The 15,690-nt window shown below is 40.0% G+C and carries 13 protein-coding genes; 1 reads left to right on the forward strand and 12 read right to left on the reverse strand.

What is annotated here, in order from left to right; all coding sequences use genetic code 11:
* Positions 1–187: 187 nt before the first annotated feature.
* The 10 genes from BUB56_RS15195 to prdR all read right to left on the reverse strand — a co-directional run bounded on the left by BUB56_RS15195 (position 188) and on the right by prdR (position 11,958).
* Positions 188–2,209 (reverse strand): methyl-accepting chemotaxis protein, encoded by a 2,022-nt coding sequence (locus tag BUB56_RS15195; protein ID WP_110942156.1) that lies wholly within the window; start codon positions 2,207–2,209, stop codon positions 188–190.
* Between the two features lie 177 nt (positions 2,210–2,386).
* The gene (locus BUB56_RS15200) at positions 2,387–3,265 is read right to left on the reverse strand and encodes a sulfite exporter TauE/SafE family protein (protein WP_110942157.1); all 879 of its coding nucleotides are present in this window, start codon (positions 3,263–3,265) and stop codon (positions 2,387–2,389) included.
* 31 nt (positions 3,266–3,296) lie between these two features.
* Positions 3,297–4,301, reverse strand: a complete 1,005-nt coding sequence (locus BUB56_RS15205; protein WP_110942158.1) for a proline racemase — start codon at positions 4,299–4,301, stop codon at positions 3,297–3,299.
* A gap of 3 nt (positions 4,302–4,304) precedes the next feature.
* Positions 4,305–4,769, reverse strand: coding sequence for a glycine/sarcosine/betaine reductase component B subunit (locus BUB56_RS15210; protein ID WP_110942159.1), 465 nt, complete (start codon positions 4,767–4,769; stop codon positions 4,305–4,307).
* Positions 4,770–4,782: 13 nt separating this feature from the next.
* A complete protein-coding gene (prdD, locus tag BUB56_RS15215; protein WP_110942160.1) occupies positions 4,783–5,547 on the reverse strand; it encodes a proline reductase cluster protein PrdD in 765 nt (254 codons plus the stop codon).
* A 75-nt stretch (positions 5,548–5,622) separates the two neighbouring features.
* Positions 5,623–6,351 (reverse strand): D-proline reductase (dithiol) protein PrdB, encoded by a 729-nt coding sequence (gene prdB / locus BUB56_RS15220; RefSeq protein WP_110942161.1) that lies wholly within the window; start codon positions 6,349–6,351, stop codon positions 5,623–5,625.
* Complete coding sequence (locus tag BUB56_RS15225; protein ID WP_110942162.1) at positions 6,351–6,608, reverse strand: CBO2463/CBO2479 domain-containing protein; 258 nt, start codon at positions 6,606–6,608, stop codon at positions 6,351–6,353. Before BUB56_RS15225 ends, prdB begins: the two co-directional genes overlap by 1 nt.
* Before the next feature lie 41 nt (positions 6,609–6,649).
* Positions 6,650–8,521, reverse strand: a complete 1,872-nt coding sequence (gene prdA, locus BUB56_RS15230; RefSeq protein ID WP_110942163.1) for a D-proline reductase (dithiol) proprotein PrdA — start codon at positions 8,519–8,521, stop codon at positions 6,650–6,652.
* A 43-nt stretch (positions 8,522–8,564) separates the two neighbouring features.
* Positions 8,565–9,851, reverse strand: coding sequence for a proline reductase-associated electron transfer protein PrdC (gene prdC, locus BUB56_RS15235; RefSeq protein WP_278319504.1), 1,287 nt, complete (start codon positions 9,849–9,851; stop codon positions 8,565–8,567).
* A 340-nt stretch (positions 9,852–10,191) separates the two neighbouring features.
* Positions 10,192–11,958 carry a sigma-54 dependent transcriptional regulator PrdR gene (prdR, locus tag BUB56_RS15240; RefSeq protein WP_110942165.1) on the reverse strand — a complete coding sequence of 589 codons (1,767 nt, stop codon included), beginning with the start codon at positions 11,956–11,958 and terminating at the stop codon, positions 10,192–10,194.
* Between the two features lie 880 nt (positions 11,959–12,838).
* Between prdR and BUB56_RS15245 the strand changes: the two genes are divergently transcribed.
* Positions 12,839–13,105: a hypothetical protein gene (locus BUB56_RS15245; RefSeq protein WP_110942166.1), complete on the forward strand. Its 267-nt coding sequence runs from the start codon at positions 12,839–12,841 to the stop codon at positions 13,103–13,105.
* Positions 13,106–13,116: 11 nt separating this feature from the next.
* On the opposite strand, the gene BUB56_RS15250 is transcribed toward BUB56_RS15245, so the two are convergent.
* On the reverse strand, positions 13,117–14,718 hold the full coding sequence (locus BUB56_RS15250) for a methyl-accepting chemotaxis protein (RefSeq protein WP_110942167.1): 1,602 nt from the start codon (positions 14,716–14,718) through the stop codon (positions 13,117–13,119).
* 208 nt (positions 14,719–14,926) lie between these two features.
* Positions 14,927–15,343 (reverse strand): IS200/IS605 family transposase, encoded by a 417-nt coding sequence (gene tnpA, locus BUB56_RS15255; protein ID WP_110942168.1) that lies wholly within the window; start codon positions 15,341–15,343, stop codon positions 14,927–14,929.
* Positions 15,344–15,690: the final 347 nt, after the last annotated feature.

Raw genomic sequence — 15,690 nt, forward strand, 5'->3', positions numbered from 1 at the left:
CTAGGAAACCCTAGGTTTCCTTCGACGGCTGCGCGGCAGCCTGAGCACCTTCCTGAATGCGGGCAGGGGATTTCATCCCCTACAACCCCTCTTTTTATATAATAGGAAAGCAGAACTTTCCTATTATATAAAAAAATCCACGGTACTTCTAAACCGTGGATTTTTTATTTTTATATTAATCTCTTTATTATATTTTAAACTGGGCAATGAGATCGTTTAATTCTCCAACCATGTTATTCAACTGTTCGATGGAGGCGGTAATCTGTTGGATAGAAGCCATTTGTTCTTCTGTCGACGCAGCCACTTCTTCAGTATTGGCAGCAGTTCCTTCTGCAATAAACTCGATGTCATTTACCAGTGTGATCGTATGATAAAAGCTATCGTTTAGTTCTGACATTGCCGCTTCTAGTTGAGAAAATAACTGCTGGTTTTCATTAATTGTATTGCCAATGGTCTCAAAAGTATGTCCTACCCTTTCAACGATTTGCTGTCCTTTATCTACCTCACTGCTGCTGGCATCTATAGCGATAATAGCAACCTGACTTTTTTCCTGTGTCTCTTGAATTAGCTTTGTTATATCCTCTGCCGATCTTACCGATTGTTCAGCAAGATTTCGGATTTCTTCCGATACAACGGTAAATCCTTTCCCTGCTTCCCCTGCTCTAGCAGCTTCTATAGCTGCATTTAAAGCCAGAAGATTCGTCTGATTCGCAATTTGATTGATAACATCTACAATCTTTCCGATTTTCTGAGAGGTATTGCTTAGATCCTTCAGCGTGCTGCTGGAGAGATCAGAAGAAGCACGAATGGTTTCCATCTGTTGACTCATCGCCTGCATCTCTCTTTTGCTCTCATTTGCAGAAGTAACCATTGTTTCTGTAGAGGCCTTTAACTCCTCTATATTATTAACAATCGTCTTTATCTTGTTTGAAACCATATCTACCCGCTCTTTTGCCTGGCTGGTCTTTCGTACCTGCTCCGATGATCCTGCAGCCACCTCCTCAGTAGCCTTAGCGATTTGGTCTGCCACAGTGGCATTTTGCTGTGCTGAAGCTACCAGTTCATCGCTAAAGGTATTTATGCTGGCAGATGTACTCATAATTTTTTTGACCATGTCCTTTACGTTTTCTACCATGATTGAAAATGATTGAGCCAGGCGTCCAATTTCATCCTTTGACTCCACTTCAATCTTATCCCTCAGATCCCCCAAGGAAATGCGATCAGCAGCAGCAGCCAGATTTTTCACCGGCTTTGTTATTCTCTGCACCAACAATAACATAAGCAATATGCCTATAACAGAAGTTATAATAGCTGCTACAATACTCTTGGATATCATGTTCCTTACTGCTTCCTCAACTGAAGCTACAGACAGACCCATATTAATAGCACCTACAATTTCTCCTGATTGGCTTTGGATAGGAAGGATGATCTCATATATATTCATTTTCCTTTCGTCAGAATGGAAGATTCCCGTATGCTCTTCTCCTTTCTCAACGGCCATTCTCTCCCCTGGATAGTCAAATACCATCCCTACTCTTTCCCGGTCACTATGGGCTGTTGCTGTTAGCTTTTTATCCACCATCAGAGCGTATACTACCTCGTCATCCTCACCTATAGATTCAAGCAATTTCTGAATGCTAAAACTGTGGTTTATCTTCTCTATTTTATCAGCAGCAATACCGATTTGGACTGCACCTCTGCCTTGGGCAAGCTTTACTCCGCCATATTTATAAAACCTGGAATCCACTTCACTTTTTCTTATACTTTCTACGATTTTTTCCTGATTTCCTTTTAAGACCTGCTGCATTGCATGATTCTGTCCATATATATATCCTATATTATCAGCCATATTTGAATAGATGATTTCTCCATCCCCGTTAATAATATTAATTTCCGACAATCCAGTCTTCTGGGATAACGACTGTAACATTTCATTGCTATATGTACCCATGCTGGCTATGCTAAAGGCAGCATCATATAAATGATTATTTAGAAGTTCTTCTACGTCTCCAAGCATTGCCTCCTTCAGACGTATTTCATACATGACCAGCTGAGCCATTTCTTTGCCTTGAAGTTCCATCTGTTTATATAGATTTTCACTGGTTGTTCTTATAAGCAAAACCGTTACAGCTCCAATGGCAATAATCAAACACAAAACTATGGAAATAATGATTTTTCCCGCTAAAGATGTTTTTCCTAAACGCAACATCTATCATCTCCCCCTTTATTACTTTTAGTATTTATCCATTTTTTCTCATTCGTGACTGAATATTTACTTTTATACATAATATTCCACTGCCTTGCCAAAAAAAAGTTTTAGAACCTATCTGTACAATCATAGATAGGCTTCTAAAACTTCATTGTTACGATATGATGGCTTTATTTATTATTTGATTGCAGTTGCCTCTGCCGGTTTGCTGGCAGATTTAAACATTGTCATAGATGTATATAGAATAACTCCAATCACTAACCATCTTAACACATTAAGCGGTAAAGATTTTACAATGTATGCCGCAATAAATACGCCTAATAGACCAAATATCGCAATTGCAAGGGATGCTTTTCTATTATAGGATCCTTCTCTAACAAACTTTACAGATGCTACGGGCATCAAGAAGGCGCAAGAGCCCATCATAATGGGGAAAGCCACTGCAGGGCTCATACCCAGGAAATAAACAAGTGCCATGCAAGGTGCGTACATTCCGATGCCTAGAGTCATTAATGCACCTAGAATAAAGTTAGCCACAATAGCAATGATTAACTTTCCTCCGGATAGTCCTATAGCGTCTCCGCCACCTGGCATCCAACCCATCATTCCAGAGAACATTAATGAAGCGGTTATCAATAAAGCTACTGCCATACCCATTTGTATTTTCTTCTCCGGCAGGTTGGACACAATGCCTGCACCTAGCCAGGCACCAAGGGTTGCTGCTGCTAACATGCCTATGAGTGTAACAGGTTCTACTTCGATTACTGTAATAAAGATAAATGCTTCCGCAACAACAGGGATAGTGCAAGAGACATTCAAGGTTCCCGGAATAACTCTGTCTTGTATTTGTTTAAATCCTCTTAATAGTGCCGTTGTAGGTGCAAAGCTTCCAATTCCTAAAGTATCAAAAAAGTTTGTAGTGAAGCCAATGGCACTGGAAGTAGCAAAGCTTGTTTCGCTTTCTAAACTAACTTTATTTTTAGATAAGTCTTTTGCAAACTCCACGCTGAACCATGCTGTTAACAATCCTAAAACTCCTAGAATTCCTGTGATCATTTTTTTTCCTCCTTTTATTCTTATGTTTTAATTACAAACAGAAACCATATTTAAGTGGGTCTTCCGGGTCAATAACAAAGTGGTTGAATCCGGTAATATATGCGCTTCCTGTTATTTCTGGTATGATTGCATCAAAGTCTCCTACCTTTTCATGACCTACAACTCTTCCTTTAAACAGGGTTCCTGTAATGCTTTCATAAATAAAATCTTCTTCTTCCCTCAAATGCCCCTTTGTATACAGGGTAGCCAGCTTGGCGCTGGTTCCAGTTCCGCAGGGCGAGCGGTCTAACTGTCCCTGGCCAAAGACAACAACGTTTTTGTAGTGGGCTTCCGGATGGGTAGCTTCATCAAAGATTTCTACTAAATCTATGCTGTTTATGTGGGGCTTCTCCGGATGCTGTACCTTTACAGTGTGATTTACAATATCTCTGATCTGCAAACCTAATTTTATTAATACATCTGATTGGGAGGTATCTACCTTAACCCCCAGCTGCTTCGCTTCGACGATGGCAAAAAAGCTTCCTCCAAATGCAATGTCTAGAGTCACCTTGCCTATGGACGGTACGTTAATCACCACATCTTTTTTGTAAAGAAAAGAGGGGACATTGGTAATAGATACTTCCTTTGCTTTACCGTTTTCTACTTTAGCCCTTGCTTTGATTAACCCTGCCGGAGATTCCATAACAATGTCTGTCCAGGGCTCTGTTACCTTTACCATACCAGACTCTACAGCCACTGTAGCAGCACCTATAGATCCATGTCCGCACATGTTCAGGTATCCGCCGCCATCCATGAAGATGATGCCAAAATCTGCGTCCTCAACTGTAGAGTTCGTAATAATTGAGCCAAACATATCATTGTGTCCTCTAGGCTCATGCATTAATGAAGTTCTAACATAGTCTAAATGATCTTCTAAGTATTTCTTTTTTTCCGCCATTGTTTTTCCTGGTATCCTCGGCACACCACCCACAACAATTCTGGTAGGTTCGCCCATGGTATGAGAATCAATTGTATGAATGCTTCTGATAAATTTCACTTACTATACCTCCCTCATTTTAAGTTTCAAAAGTGCCAATGCCTTCTTCGCGTCCAAATAATCAGGAGTGTTTTCTCCTACTACTTCTGTTTCAATGCCCTGTAAAGACTTGTTAAAGTCTACAATAGTATCCATATACTGATTTTTTACTACGAAATTTCCCTGCTTGCCTACAAAGCTTAATCCAACCACCGGGATCCCTCTGCTGCCAATCTCTTCAATGGTATTGGCATAATCAACATGACTATTTCCCCAACCGTCTACGGAAATAATCGCCCCATCTACCCGCATTGCCTCCAACCAGGCTGCAGCACGTTTACCAACAAAGTATTTCTCCTCATTATGTTGGGGTGTCCCTACGATCATAATTCCCACTAAATCGATATCCTCATCCTTGTCCACTAAATCCAGCAGTGGATCTCTAAAGTGATGTAATGTTGTTTCCTTTGTGGAGGGTCCTATTCCCATTTGATCACCTTCTTTAAGTCATTGCTCTAAGAGCTCCATCCCTGTACTCATTAGGGGTTAGTAGGATAGGTACATTTCCTAAATCAATAATAGAACGCCCTCCGGCAAAACCGCTGGGCTCCTGCGGCAGAATCAGGTTGTCATACATGGCTCCTTGCCCGGCTACCTGTTTTACAATTGCAACCCTTTTCCTGTTCATGCGAATCTTGTCAAAGAATTCGTGTTTCTCCGTATAGCCTCTGGCATCTACTTTTTTAAGCTTGTCCCTGATTTCCTGAACAAATAAGTCACAAGCCCGGTGTGCCTCCAGTATGGCTGCTCTGTTGGTTCCCTGTCCTTCTTTAAGCGTAAGGTTTAGCGAAATAATATAATCATCCTCAGCAGGTGTTCCGGCTCTGTTCAAGTACAATTTCTCCTTCAATACCCCTTCAGAAGAACCGAACTCAGCTACCTGATTTCCGGCTCCATCTATCCCTGTCATCATCACATAAACACCGGTTAGCGTGTGGGTGATTCCTTCGCCTAGTTTGCCTAACACCTTCGTTGATATAGGGATAATATCCATAATGCTGTTTGTCCACCGATCGTGCGCTTTCGGTGGAATGATCTCTATTGCGATATCCTGTATATGGTTAAATTTTGTTAAAATTTTATCAAATATGCCCGCAGAAATTTGAAGTCTTCTATTGCTTATTAGAATCCTATTCCCAAGTACTACATCTTCTATGTGGTATGTCTTAATCACAAGTCTTCTTAATATTCTTTCATCCGTCTTCAAGGTAACCACCCTTTTAATTATACGCCTAGCCTATCCTTCAACGACGGAAGAGATAGGCTAGGGATTGTCTATAGTCTATACCTTAGCAACGTACTCATAAGGCAGTGGTACGATTTTCCCAGCACTTGTAATTTCAACTAATTGCTTTAATGTGTCTACACAAATAGCTTTTTGCATTTCTGGGTTGTTTGGTTCTCCGGCATTTGCTCCCATAGGAACCAACGGTGCAACTGCTCTTGGTGTTCCATTTTGTCTTACTACTGGAGGTAAAGCCGCAATGATAATTGTAGGAATCCCCGATTCCTCAATCGCTCTCTGTACAATTACAGCTGAGCGGTGGCAGGTACCTCAGCCAGCAGTTAGGAGCACTGCATCTACTCCCGCTTCCTTTAATTGTTTGGCAATTTCCGGACCTGTTTCTTCTCTGAACTTTGTCTGGTCGCCGCCGCCACCCATAAAACCATAGTTCACAGGTGAAATTGCTTTGATAAAACCTTCTTCTACTAATTTTCTAATAGGATCGATGGGAAACATGCAGTTTATATCCTTATTAACATCCGCATTATCGTATCCGCCATGAGAAACCATCATCTCACTAACCGGAGCATCTCCAGGAATTACTCTAAATGTAAAGTCTCCAGCCAAATTAAATCTTTTATCGGATTTTAAGTGTACTCCCGCTGCTGTTACCAATGCTACTGTCATATCCTTAAGCGCTTTAGTAACAGGTGCCCATACCGGGGGAGGAGTAATTGGTACAAATATTTCTGATTGCAGGCCTTTTACTACTGTTAAATCAGCCATTATTCTACCTCCTTCTTATCTTTATTTCTTTTTTCTATGTTGCTGACATATTTTTCATTTACTTCATCACTGATCACTTCTATAAAGCTCATATTTAATGCTACTTCCTGCCCTACCCTGATCGGATAATCACTAATAACCATCCGCATAGGCACCTTTATAAATCCCAATCTCCCTTTTAGGTCAACCGATATGGAGCCATCATGAACTTCCACTACAATACCTTCGATATATATAATTTTGTCTCCATATTTCATAAGATCCCCTTTTCTATCTATTTCTGAAATAGATTGTTTTTCTATTCTACCTCGTAGATCTCCATTCTTTTCTTGCTCTTTGGCAATACCTGCTCATTTGCAACCAGCTCTACAACCCTGCCGGTTTGCTGCTGAATCATATCAATATTACTTTCCTTTACATTGGCATTGTACTTTCTTTCAGCTGGCTTAACCTCTTCTCCTGCAATAGCAGCTTTCAGCATGGCGATGGCTCTGACAGCATCTTCTCTGCATAGGGTGTTGTTAGAAAGAATTTCGTTTTCTATCCCCTGTGAGGATTTGTTTAGGTCTACCATATACTTCATGTATTTGTTTCCTACAACCAGAGCACCTTGCTCTGCGCAGAAAGACATTCCAACCACCGGGATTCCTCTCATACCTACTTGCTCATGGTGGCTTGCGAAGTCAATATGATTGTTACCAAAACCTTCTGTTGTAATGAAAGCCCCATCTACGTCCATTGTCTCAACAATCATTCCTAATCTTTCTGAAACATAGAATTTTTCATTATTTACCTGCGGAGATCCAACAAATACAACCCCTGCTAAGTCCAATTCTTCATCATTCATTACTTCGATAACCAGGGGCTCTCTCCAATAGTGTCTTGAATTTTCTTTAGATGCAGGTCCGATGCAGGTTAGTGCATGGATACCGCCGTCAAGTACTTCTAGCGGTGACAGCACCACCGGAACGTTCCCTAGGTCAACATTTGGTTTTCCGCCAATAACACCTACTGGTTCTACCGGAAGAATTAAGTTGTCATGCATTGCCCCTTGTCCCATAATCTCTTTTATGATGACTACTTTCTTTTTGCCCGGTCTTCTATACTGAACAAGCTCTTCTACTTCTGTTGCTAAAGACTCATCTACCTTTTTTAAAGCATCTCTAATTTCCTGGGTAATATAATCCGTTGCTTTATGGGCAGCCAACGGTCCCGGTCTTTCCATATTGGTGTTTTCCTTGATGACTACTTCCGTTTTGATGAAGATTTCACCCTTGTCCGGTGCCCCAGGTCTTCCCCACATAATGTTGGTTTCAAGGACGCCTTCTGAAGAACCAAATTCACCAATCTGTACACCTTTTTCATCGGTTCCTGTCACAACCACTACTACGCCATCCAGCACTCTGGTTTGGCCCTCTCCCAGCTTGCTTTCACCTTCTTTTGTGGCGATTGGCTGCACATCCATGATGGTTTCGCTATATTTGTTATAATCTTCTGGAGTAATGATTTCTACTTTTATAGATGTAACAAGGTTGCTAACATTAACAGCATCCTCACATATGTTTTTTCTAATATATAAAGTAGTTCCTTCGATTTTTGTTTCTGGACCAAATTCCACTTTTTCAATTTTAAAGTGCTTCTTTACCAGCCTTCTGATGGCCTTTGCTTCTACAACTGCTGCTTCTTTTTCCTTGATCGCTGCGACTGCAGCTTGAGGTGCCGGAATAACTTCACTGGTTTGGGCTCCTGATACCATCCCACCGGCTACTGATAAAGGAATTTCCAGATTGATGTTTTTACCTTCGCCGATATGGATTTTCACTACACCGCCTGCAGCCTGCACTACTGAAGCTACTGGTCTGGATTCAACAGCTTGGGCTGCTTCCTTAACTTCCTCTTGCTTTTCTTCTTTCATTACTTGTACTCCCTCTAATAAATCAGGTGTTAGAGGTGTTAAGGAATCAATTGTCTTGATAAGTTTTGCACCTAAAACATCCTTTATCTTTAGACAGTTTTGAGGTATCTTTAACAGGCCTGAATCTTCCAAATCCGGAAAGATTGCAGGGTCTTCAAGATTACTTGCCTCAATGATTGTTCCTGCCTCTGTTCTACAACATACTACTGCTAAATCATTCGCATGTTCTTTTGCAGTTTCTAGGGTTATTGCCATTTCTTTCGCCTCCTATCTGGATACTTTCAATGATTTTTTGTATTTATTCTTCACTTCTTCTAACAAGCCGCTGGCCTACTGCCCTAAGTACATGGTCTGTACTGTGATAAGTTGGTACTCCTAACCTAGGAGCTACGTTCATGACGGTATTCGTTCAATCTCCGCAGGTACCTGTTAAAAGAACTTGTATCCCTTTTTTCTTCATTTTTAGAATCTTTTCTGCCTGTCCAGGGCATACACCCGGTTTGTCGCAGCGGTATCTGCCATTTACCTCTACCATTCTCTTACACTTTTCCTCAGCTACTACTTCTGCGCCCATTGCTTTGGCAATGGCTCTCAGCCTATCCTCCTGAGCTCCGCATTCACAGGCAAGAATGCCTATCTTTCTTGTTTCCTGTGGAAAGGGCATTGCTACCAAAATTCCCCCAAGGGTCTTAGTAACTGCAGCGTCTTCCCTACCGGCTGCCCCAGTAAATGGTCCTCCTAAGGTGATTTCCCCATAGGGCTTCACATAACCGCCGCATGCTTCAATATATTTTCCTATCGGTTCTCCCAAGGGTACATCTAAGAAAACCCTTCCTTTTTTAGCATCCTTCACACGGCCTGCAACAGTGATATCCTTTGTAATATAGGGTTTTCCCAACTCTATCGCATTGACAATATGTTTAAGGGTCTCTACATTTTGGATTACTGCTTTAGCTTCCACAGGAAGCTTTCCAGGCTCCAGTTCGATTCCTAATATCTCCCGTACAATGACTCTTTCATCTCCCGAGGGATACATATCAGGCAAAAATCTCACTTCAATATCTGGCTCTATAGAGCAGGCTTTTCTGAGTGCTGCTACTGCCTTCTTATATTTTTCCTTCACCGCAATATAGCCCTTTGAAGCATTCGTGATCTCTTTTACATACTTAAGGCCTCTGACAATGACCTCCGGTTGTTCTTCCATCAGCTTAAGGTTATGGGCCAACACCGGTTCACATTCTGCTCCATTAGCTATGACGAAACCTCCTTGCAGATCAACCTTTAGCTTAACGTGGGTGGGAAAACCTGCGCCTCCTGCCCCTACGATACCCGCCTCCCGGATTGCCTCCAGTTTATCACCGGTTCCATTTATTCGTATATATTCATGGGGTTGTTCATTATGGGGCAGAATAATAATTGCTTCTTCTGTAATTGCATCAACAACACCATATACGCTGGCGTGGAGATTTGCACCTAATCCTTGAGGGACCGCAATGAGCTGTCCTTTTTTTACTTCATCCCCTGCTTTGACAATTGCCTCACAAGGAGCACCCACATGTTGTTTTAATGGCATGATAATTTTCAATTTTTTCACCTCCTTGAATCTCATTCTGTATATGTGCAAGTAGTGTGCCAATCTCTATGGATTACTTATTTTAATAGATTTTTTCTATAATAAAAATATAAAGCCCTTGATTTCCCTATTGTTTGTTACTTATCTAACTTTAGATTCTTTTTTGTATTTTGTTTATGCATAATTTCTATAATTTTTCGGTGTCAGCTCATTGACAAAATTCCCTATCTCCAGACATAACAGACAAAATTCTGCAAGTTTTCAACCTCTATATTTCAAGGTTTGCTGTCAAAAAAAAGAAATTGTCAGTGAGCTGACAGATGTCAGCCCACTGACAATTTCTTTAGAAAACCTATAAATACTCAACTAAATCATAAAACTTGATCTTGTAATATAGGGTACTTCTCGGTATATTCAGAAGCTTTGCAGCTTGTGCTTTATTTCCTTCAGCAGCTGCCATGGCACGCCTAATACTATCTATTTCAATTCTTCTTATATTCTCCTGCAGATCATAAACTACATCCAGTTCCTGCTGTCTTTCTTCTGGCACTGTCAGATGCTCCGGCAGGCTTTCCATTTTTATTTCGCCTTCCTTTGAAAAAACCACCAGATGCTCTACGATATTTTTTAATTCCCGAATGTTCCCGGGCCAGCTGTAGCACATCAGAACCTGGAGTACTTCTGGAGTAATTCTTGGAATAGAAAGATTGTTTTCTCTACAAAACTCTTCCATGAAATGCTTTACAAACATAGGGATATCCTCTTTCCGATCCTTCAGACTAGGTAATTCTATACTTACAACGTTTAGTCTATAAAATAGGTCTTCTCTGAAGCTGCCTTCCTTTATCATACTTTTTAAGTCCCTGTGGGTTGCAGAAATAATTCTTATGTCTATATCTATGGCTTTCTCTCCGCCTACCCTAAATACCTGACGCTCCTGCAATACTCTTAGGAGCTTAACCTGCATATGCAGCGGCATATCCCCAATTTCATCCAAAAAAAGAGTTCCTTTATTGGCTAATTCAATTTTACCGATTTTCCCTTTGTTAAGAGCGCCTGTAAAAGCGCCTCCTTCATAACCAAACATCTCGCTTTCAAAAAGGTTTTCCGGTATAGCACTGCAATTAATTGCCACAAAAGATCCTTTTCTGCCGCTAACCTGATGAATAGACCTTGCAAAAACCTCTTTTCCTGTTCCGCTTTCCCCGGTAATTAAAACACTGCTGTTGGTAGCAGCTACTTGCATAGCCCGATTCATTCTATCCCGAATAATACAGCTCTTGCCTAAATTTTTGCCAAATGAATATTTGTCTTCACTGATTTTGTTGACTTCCATTTGCAGGTAATCAAGCTTCTCTTTTGCAGCCTCCAGCTCCAAGGATAAATTTCTTACCTCCGTAATATCTCTATCAGTAGACACTCCCCCAACCAATTCGCCGTTAATAAATAGGGGGATCGCACTAATATTCACATAGCTCCCCTTCCTAGGACTGTGAAGGACATTTTCTATGGGCTTTTTTTCCTGTAATACCTTCATCAAAAGTCCCGTTGGAAAAAATTCTTCCAGCTTTCTTCCAACGATCTCTTCTGATTTTACGCCATAGAGCTTCTCCGCTTTACCGCACCATAGTACCACAGTCCCCTCTTTATCCACAACACATACCGCTTCATGGAGGTTATCTAAAATATACCTAAAGGTTTCCCGCATTTCATCAACTTTAAGATATACCTTGTCTAGTATATCCTTTACCCTGATTACGCCAATCAATCGGTTATCCTCTAATACAGGGAGTCTGCCTATGCCTTTCTGCTGCATTAAATTTCTGGCATCCAAAGCTTTTGCCCTGCTTTCGATACACACTACATTTTTGATCGCATACTTTATTATTTTGTCTTCAAAACTATTCTTGCCCGGAATATCTTTCATTCCCTTAATAAAATCAGTAAAGCAGACCATACCCATGATATGGCCCTTTCTGTCTAGTATAAGGACTTCGTCCGTATTTCCCCTTAACATTTCTCCTATAGCTTCCCTAAAGGATGTATCTTCATTGACGGTTACTAAATCTGTTCCCATGATATCCACTACAGTATAGTCATCCAGCTTTTCTAAAAACATAAAATCCTCCCTGTATAGATACGGCATTTGTATTTTAATACCTGATCAAACCCATTATGATAAATTAATGAATATTATTTATGTTCATTAAAGACTTCTACTTTAAGTTATTATATAGATGTGTAACTGAAAAATTTGACATTCAGCGGAACGGCACAGGAGCCGTTCCCTACGTAAACCTCAATAGACATGTAGGATCGACGCCCTCGTCGGTCCGAATATTCATTAGGATTCTCAGTCACATATCTATATAGTAAGAACAAAATCATTCTATAACATATATTAAAAACTTTCTACAACTATCTTAAGAATTCATGTGGTAAATTTGATCTATTTTCAAACTATTTTTACAAATAAAGTCCATATAGATTTACGCCAGTACAATGAAAGATAAATGGAGGGGACGACCCATAGGCGTCAACTCAATCCAATTATTTCCAAATAAACCTTAGAAGCATGTCATTCTGAGCGTTAGCGAAGAATCTTATAGAACATAAGCAAGATTACTTTTGATTATCAGAATATATCATCTAGCTTAAAGATCCTTCGACTCCGTTTTACTCCGCTCAGGATGACAAATTACGGGTTAAGTTGACGCCTAGCCTATCGGTCTGCCCCTACAAAACAACATCTTGTTGTAGACGCGTAAATCTATACAGGAGATTATGCTGTAAAAACTGTTAAAGGCTGCTTTCTTAAGCAGCCTTAAGCTGAAACATATCAATAATGTGTTGTCAGTTATCTGTTATCTTCATCAAATAAACCTGCCGATTATCATCTCAGGATCGATCTATATAATGCTTCTTCATTTCCATCATGTGGTAATCCTAATGCTGCTCTGATATAATTATCCTATAATCATTTGGAGGGGTGTTTTCATATGAACTGGGTATTACTGTTTTTACCGGCATCAGTATCGGTTTTAGTGCTTTATGTATTAAACCGAATATTTAACTATAAGATTAAGCTGATTCACTTATTGGGAAGCAACCATTATAAAGGAATCCTCCTAACTACGATGCTGATCATAGCTTATACCTCGATCATTAAATATGATATTGACCCCTTTAGGAATCCTATGGGCATATCTCTGTTCTGGTCCTATTTGTATTTAGTAAGTGTTCAGGAAATCGACGGAACAAATTGATATATCCTTCATCAAATCTTAAAAACCGCAACGGATGCCGATAATACATTCACCATCTCGTTCAAATCCTGGATAGATGCGCTGATTTCCTCCATGGAGGCTGTCTGTTCTTGAGCTGAAGCACTAATTTGCTGTGTGGCAGCGGCTGTTTGCTGAGATACTGCAGCTACGTTTTTGATCGAATCCAACACACTATCTTTTAATTTATCTATAGAAACAATATCTCTATCTAAAGCTTCTATTTGTTGAGCTACTTCTTCTACAGAGGTTTTCATTTGATCAAACACTTTTTTTGTTTGTTTTAGTGTATAGGATGCATTTTGTACGACCACCTTGTTCTGTGTCATCGTACTGCTTCCATTCCCAATCACGCCTATGATCTCAGTAATAATGTCCTGTATATTTTTTGTAGCGCTGGATGACTGTTCTGCCAGCTTTCTAATCTCATCGGCTACCACAGCAAAACCTCTTCCATGTTCCCCAGCCCTTGCTGCCTCTATGGCTGCATTTAAGGCCAACAAGTTTGTCTGGCTTGCTATAGAACCAATTGTTTCTACGATCATACCAATCGATTTCGACCGCTCTGCTAAAGATTCAATATTCCCTCCTACAATTTCGGTCGTTTGTGCGTTTTCCTCAAATACGCTTTCTAATTCCTTTATTGAACCCATTCCAACTTCATTTTCATTCCTCATACTTGCGGTGTTGTTTAGTGCAACAGTCATATTCTGAGCCATATTTTCAACCTTTTCAGCCAGGTCATCTGTAATTTGCACATTATTGTCCATTTCTGATGCTTGGTTGGTAGCCCCTGCTGCGATTTCCTGGACGGCTCTTGATACTTCTTCTGTTGAAGCACTTACTTCTTCTACAGAGCTGGCAATCATTCCAAAGGTATCCTTTAGCTTTATGGTAATATCCTTTGTATTCTGTACCAGGTTTTGAATATTCTCTGTCATCTTATTAAAATTCTCCGATAATGTCCCAATTTCATCCTTTGTATTGACTTCCAGCCGAACCTGCAAATCCCCATTACCCGCTTGCTCCATAGCTTTTGTCAGTGTGTTTAGGGGTTTGATAATTTGTCTGTTTACCAGAATAAAAATGATTACCGCCGATAAAATGACAGATACGGCCAAAACAATTCCCATGCCTATTCTTAGAGAGTTGAGAGGTTTAATAAACTCTTCTGTAGGTATGCCTATTACTACAATATAATCCTTGATTTTATTAAAAACTGTATATCTTTCAGAATCATTATATACATAGGTTAAATTTCCATTCTTTGTAGCAAGGATGGTTTTCCCCCAATCATAGTCATTTAGATTTAAACCTATGGTTTGTCTGTTTTTATGGATTTTAATGATGCCATTTTCATCTACTATATAACCATACCCGCTGTCACCCACCCTTACCTTGTCCAATAGGCTCTGCATATCCACATCGCCTCTTTCCAGCATCGCCGATGCTGTTTCTAGTTCTGCTTCCGCCTGAGTGTACAGCTGATCCAATATAATGCTCTTTGCTCTATAGTAGCTTGTAACTCCTAATGTGCTAATTCCGACTATAATTACCATCAATACTGGTAACAATATTTTTGTCTTTAGTTTCATAAGTTTTCGACCCCCTGTTGTTTTATTTTATGAAGACTTTCTAAGCTTTTAACCTCCTTAAATCAGCTGACCCAATCCCTTTGTAAAAGTACATTTCGTGATGGTCCTTATTCCTACTCCCCCTATAGTCATTTATGTAGGAAACAATCTGTAGTATATATACCATCTATAACTTTAAGATAAACCTGGTATTTTCTTGCATAAACCACTAATAACTACCATTGGCGATATCTTCTTGTATTTGTTTTTTTACATACTCTCTGATTGCTTTTTCATTGCGTCCTACTGTATCTACATAATATCCTCTGCACCAGAAATGTCTATTTCCATACTTGTATTTTAAATTTGCATGCCTATCAAATATCATTAGTGAGCTTTTTCCTTTCAAATACCCCATCACACTGGATACACTGTATTTAGGTGGTATTGCTATCACCATATGTACATGATCTAGACATGCAGTTGCTTCCAATATTTCTACACCTTTTTGCTCACATAACTTCCTTAAAATCTTTCCTATATCACTTTTTATCTTTCCATAAATCGCTTGTCTTCTGTATTTTGGAGCAAACACTACGTGATATTTACAATTCCATGTGGTATGTGCTAAACTGTTCTTATCCATTTCGGATACCTCCCTCTATTATCTTTAAATTTCTCTGTATTTCTCACTAATTCTTAGAATTTCACTTTTTAAAAAGAGAACTTTTCACGGATATTTAGCATTATGATGCTTTATTGCCTAAGATTATCGAAAAATGGGTAGCTTTAATAAACTGCGTCCTTTCTTCAGTTTATGACGGCTCTGTTTCTCCACATAATCTCAGGTGGCATACCCTCCCATGTCTCGCTGGCTCGTAGCCTAAATTCCTTCGTCCTGCCTATCCGTGAGGTGGATGTCGACTATGCTCCTTTGCCGGGTCGTCTTTGCGCCCTCCTGGTATATATTCCTGTCGACTATCAGCTCTCTTT

The sequence above is a fragment of the Geosporobacter subterraneus DSM 17957 genome (genome assembly GCF_900142145.1).
GTDB lineage: Bacteria > Bacillota > Clostridia > Peptostreptococcales > Thermotaleaceae > Geosporobacter > Geosporobacter subterraneus.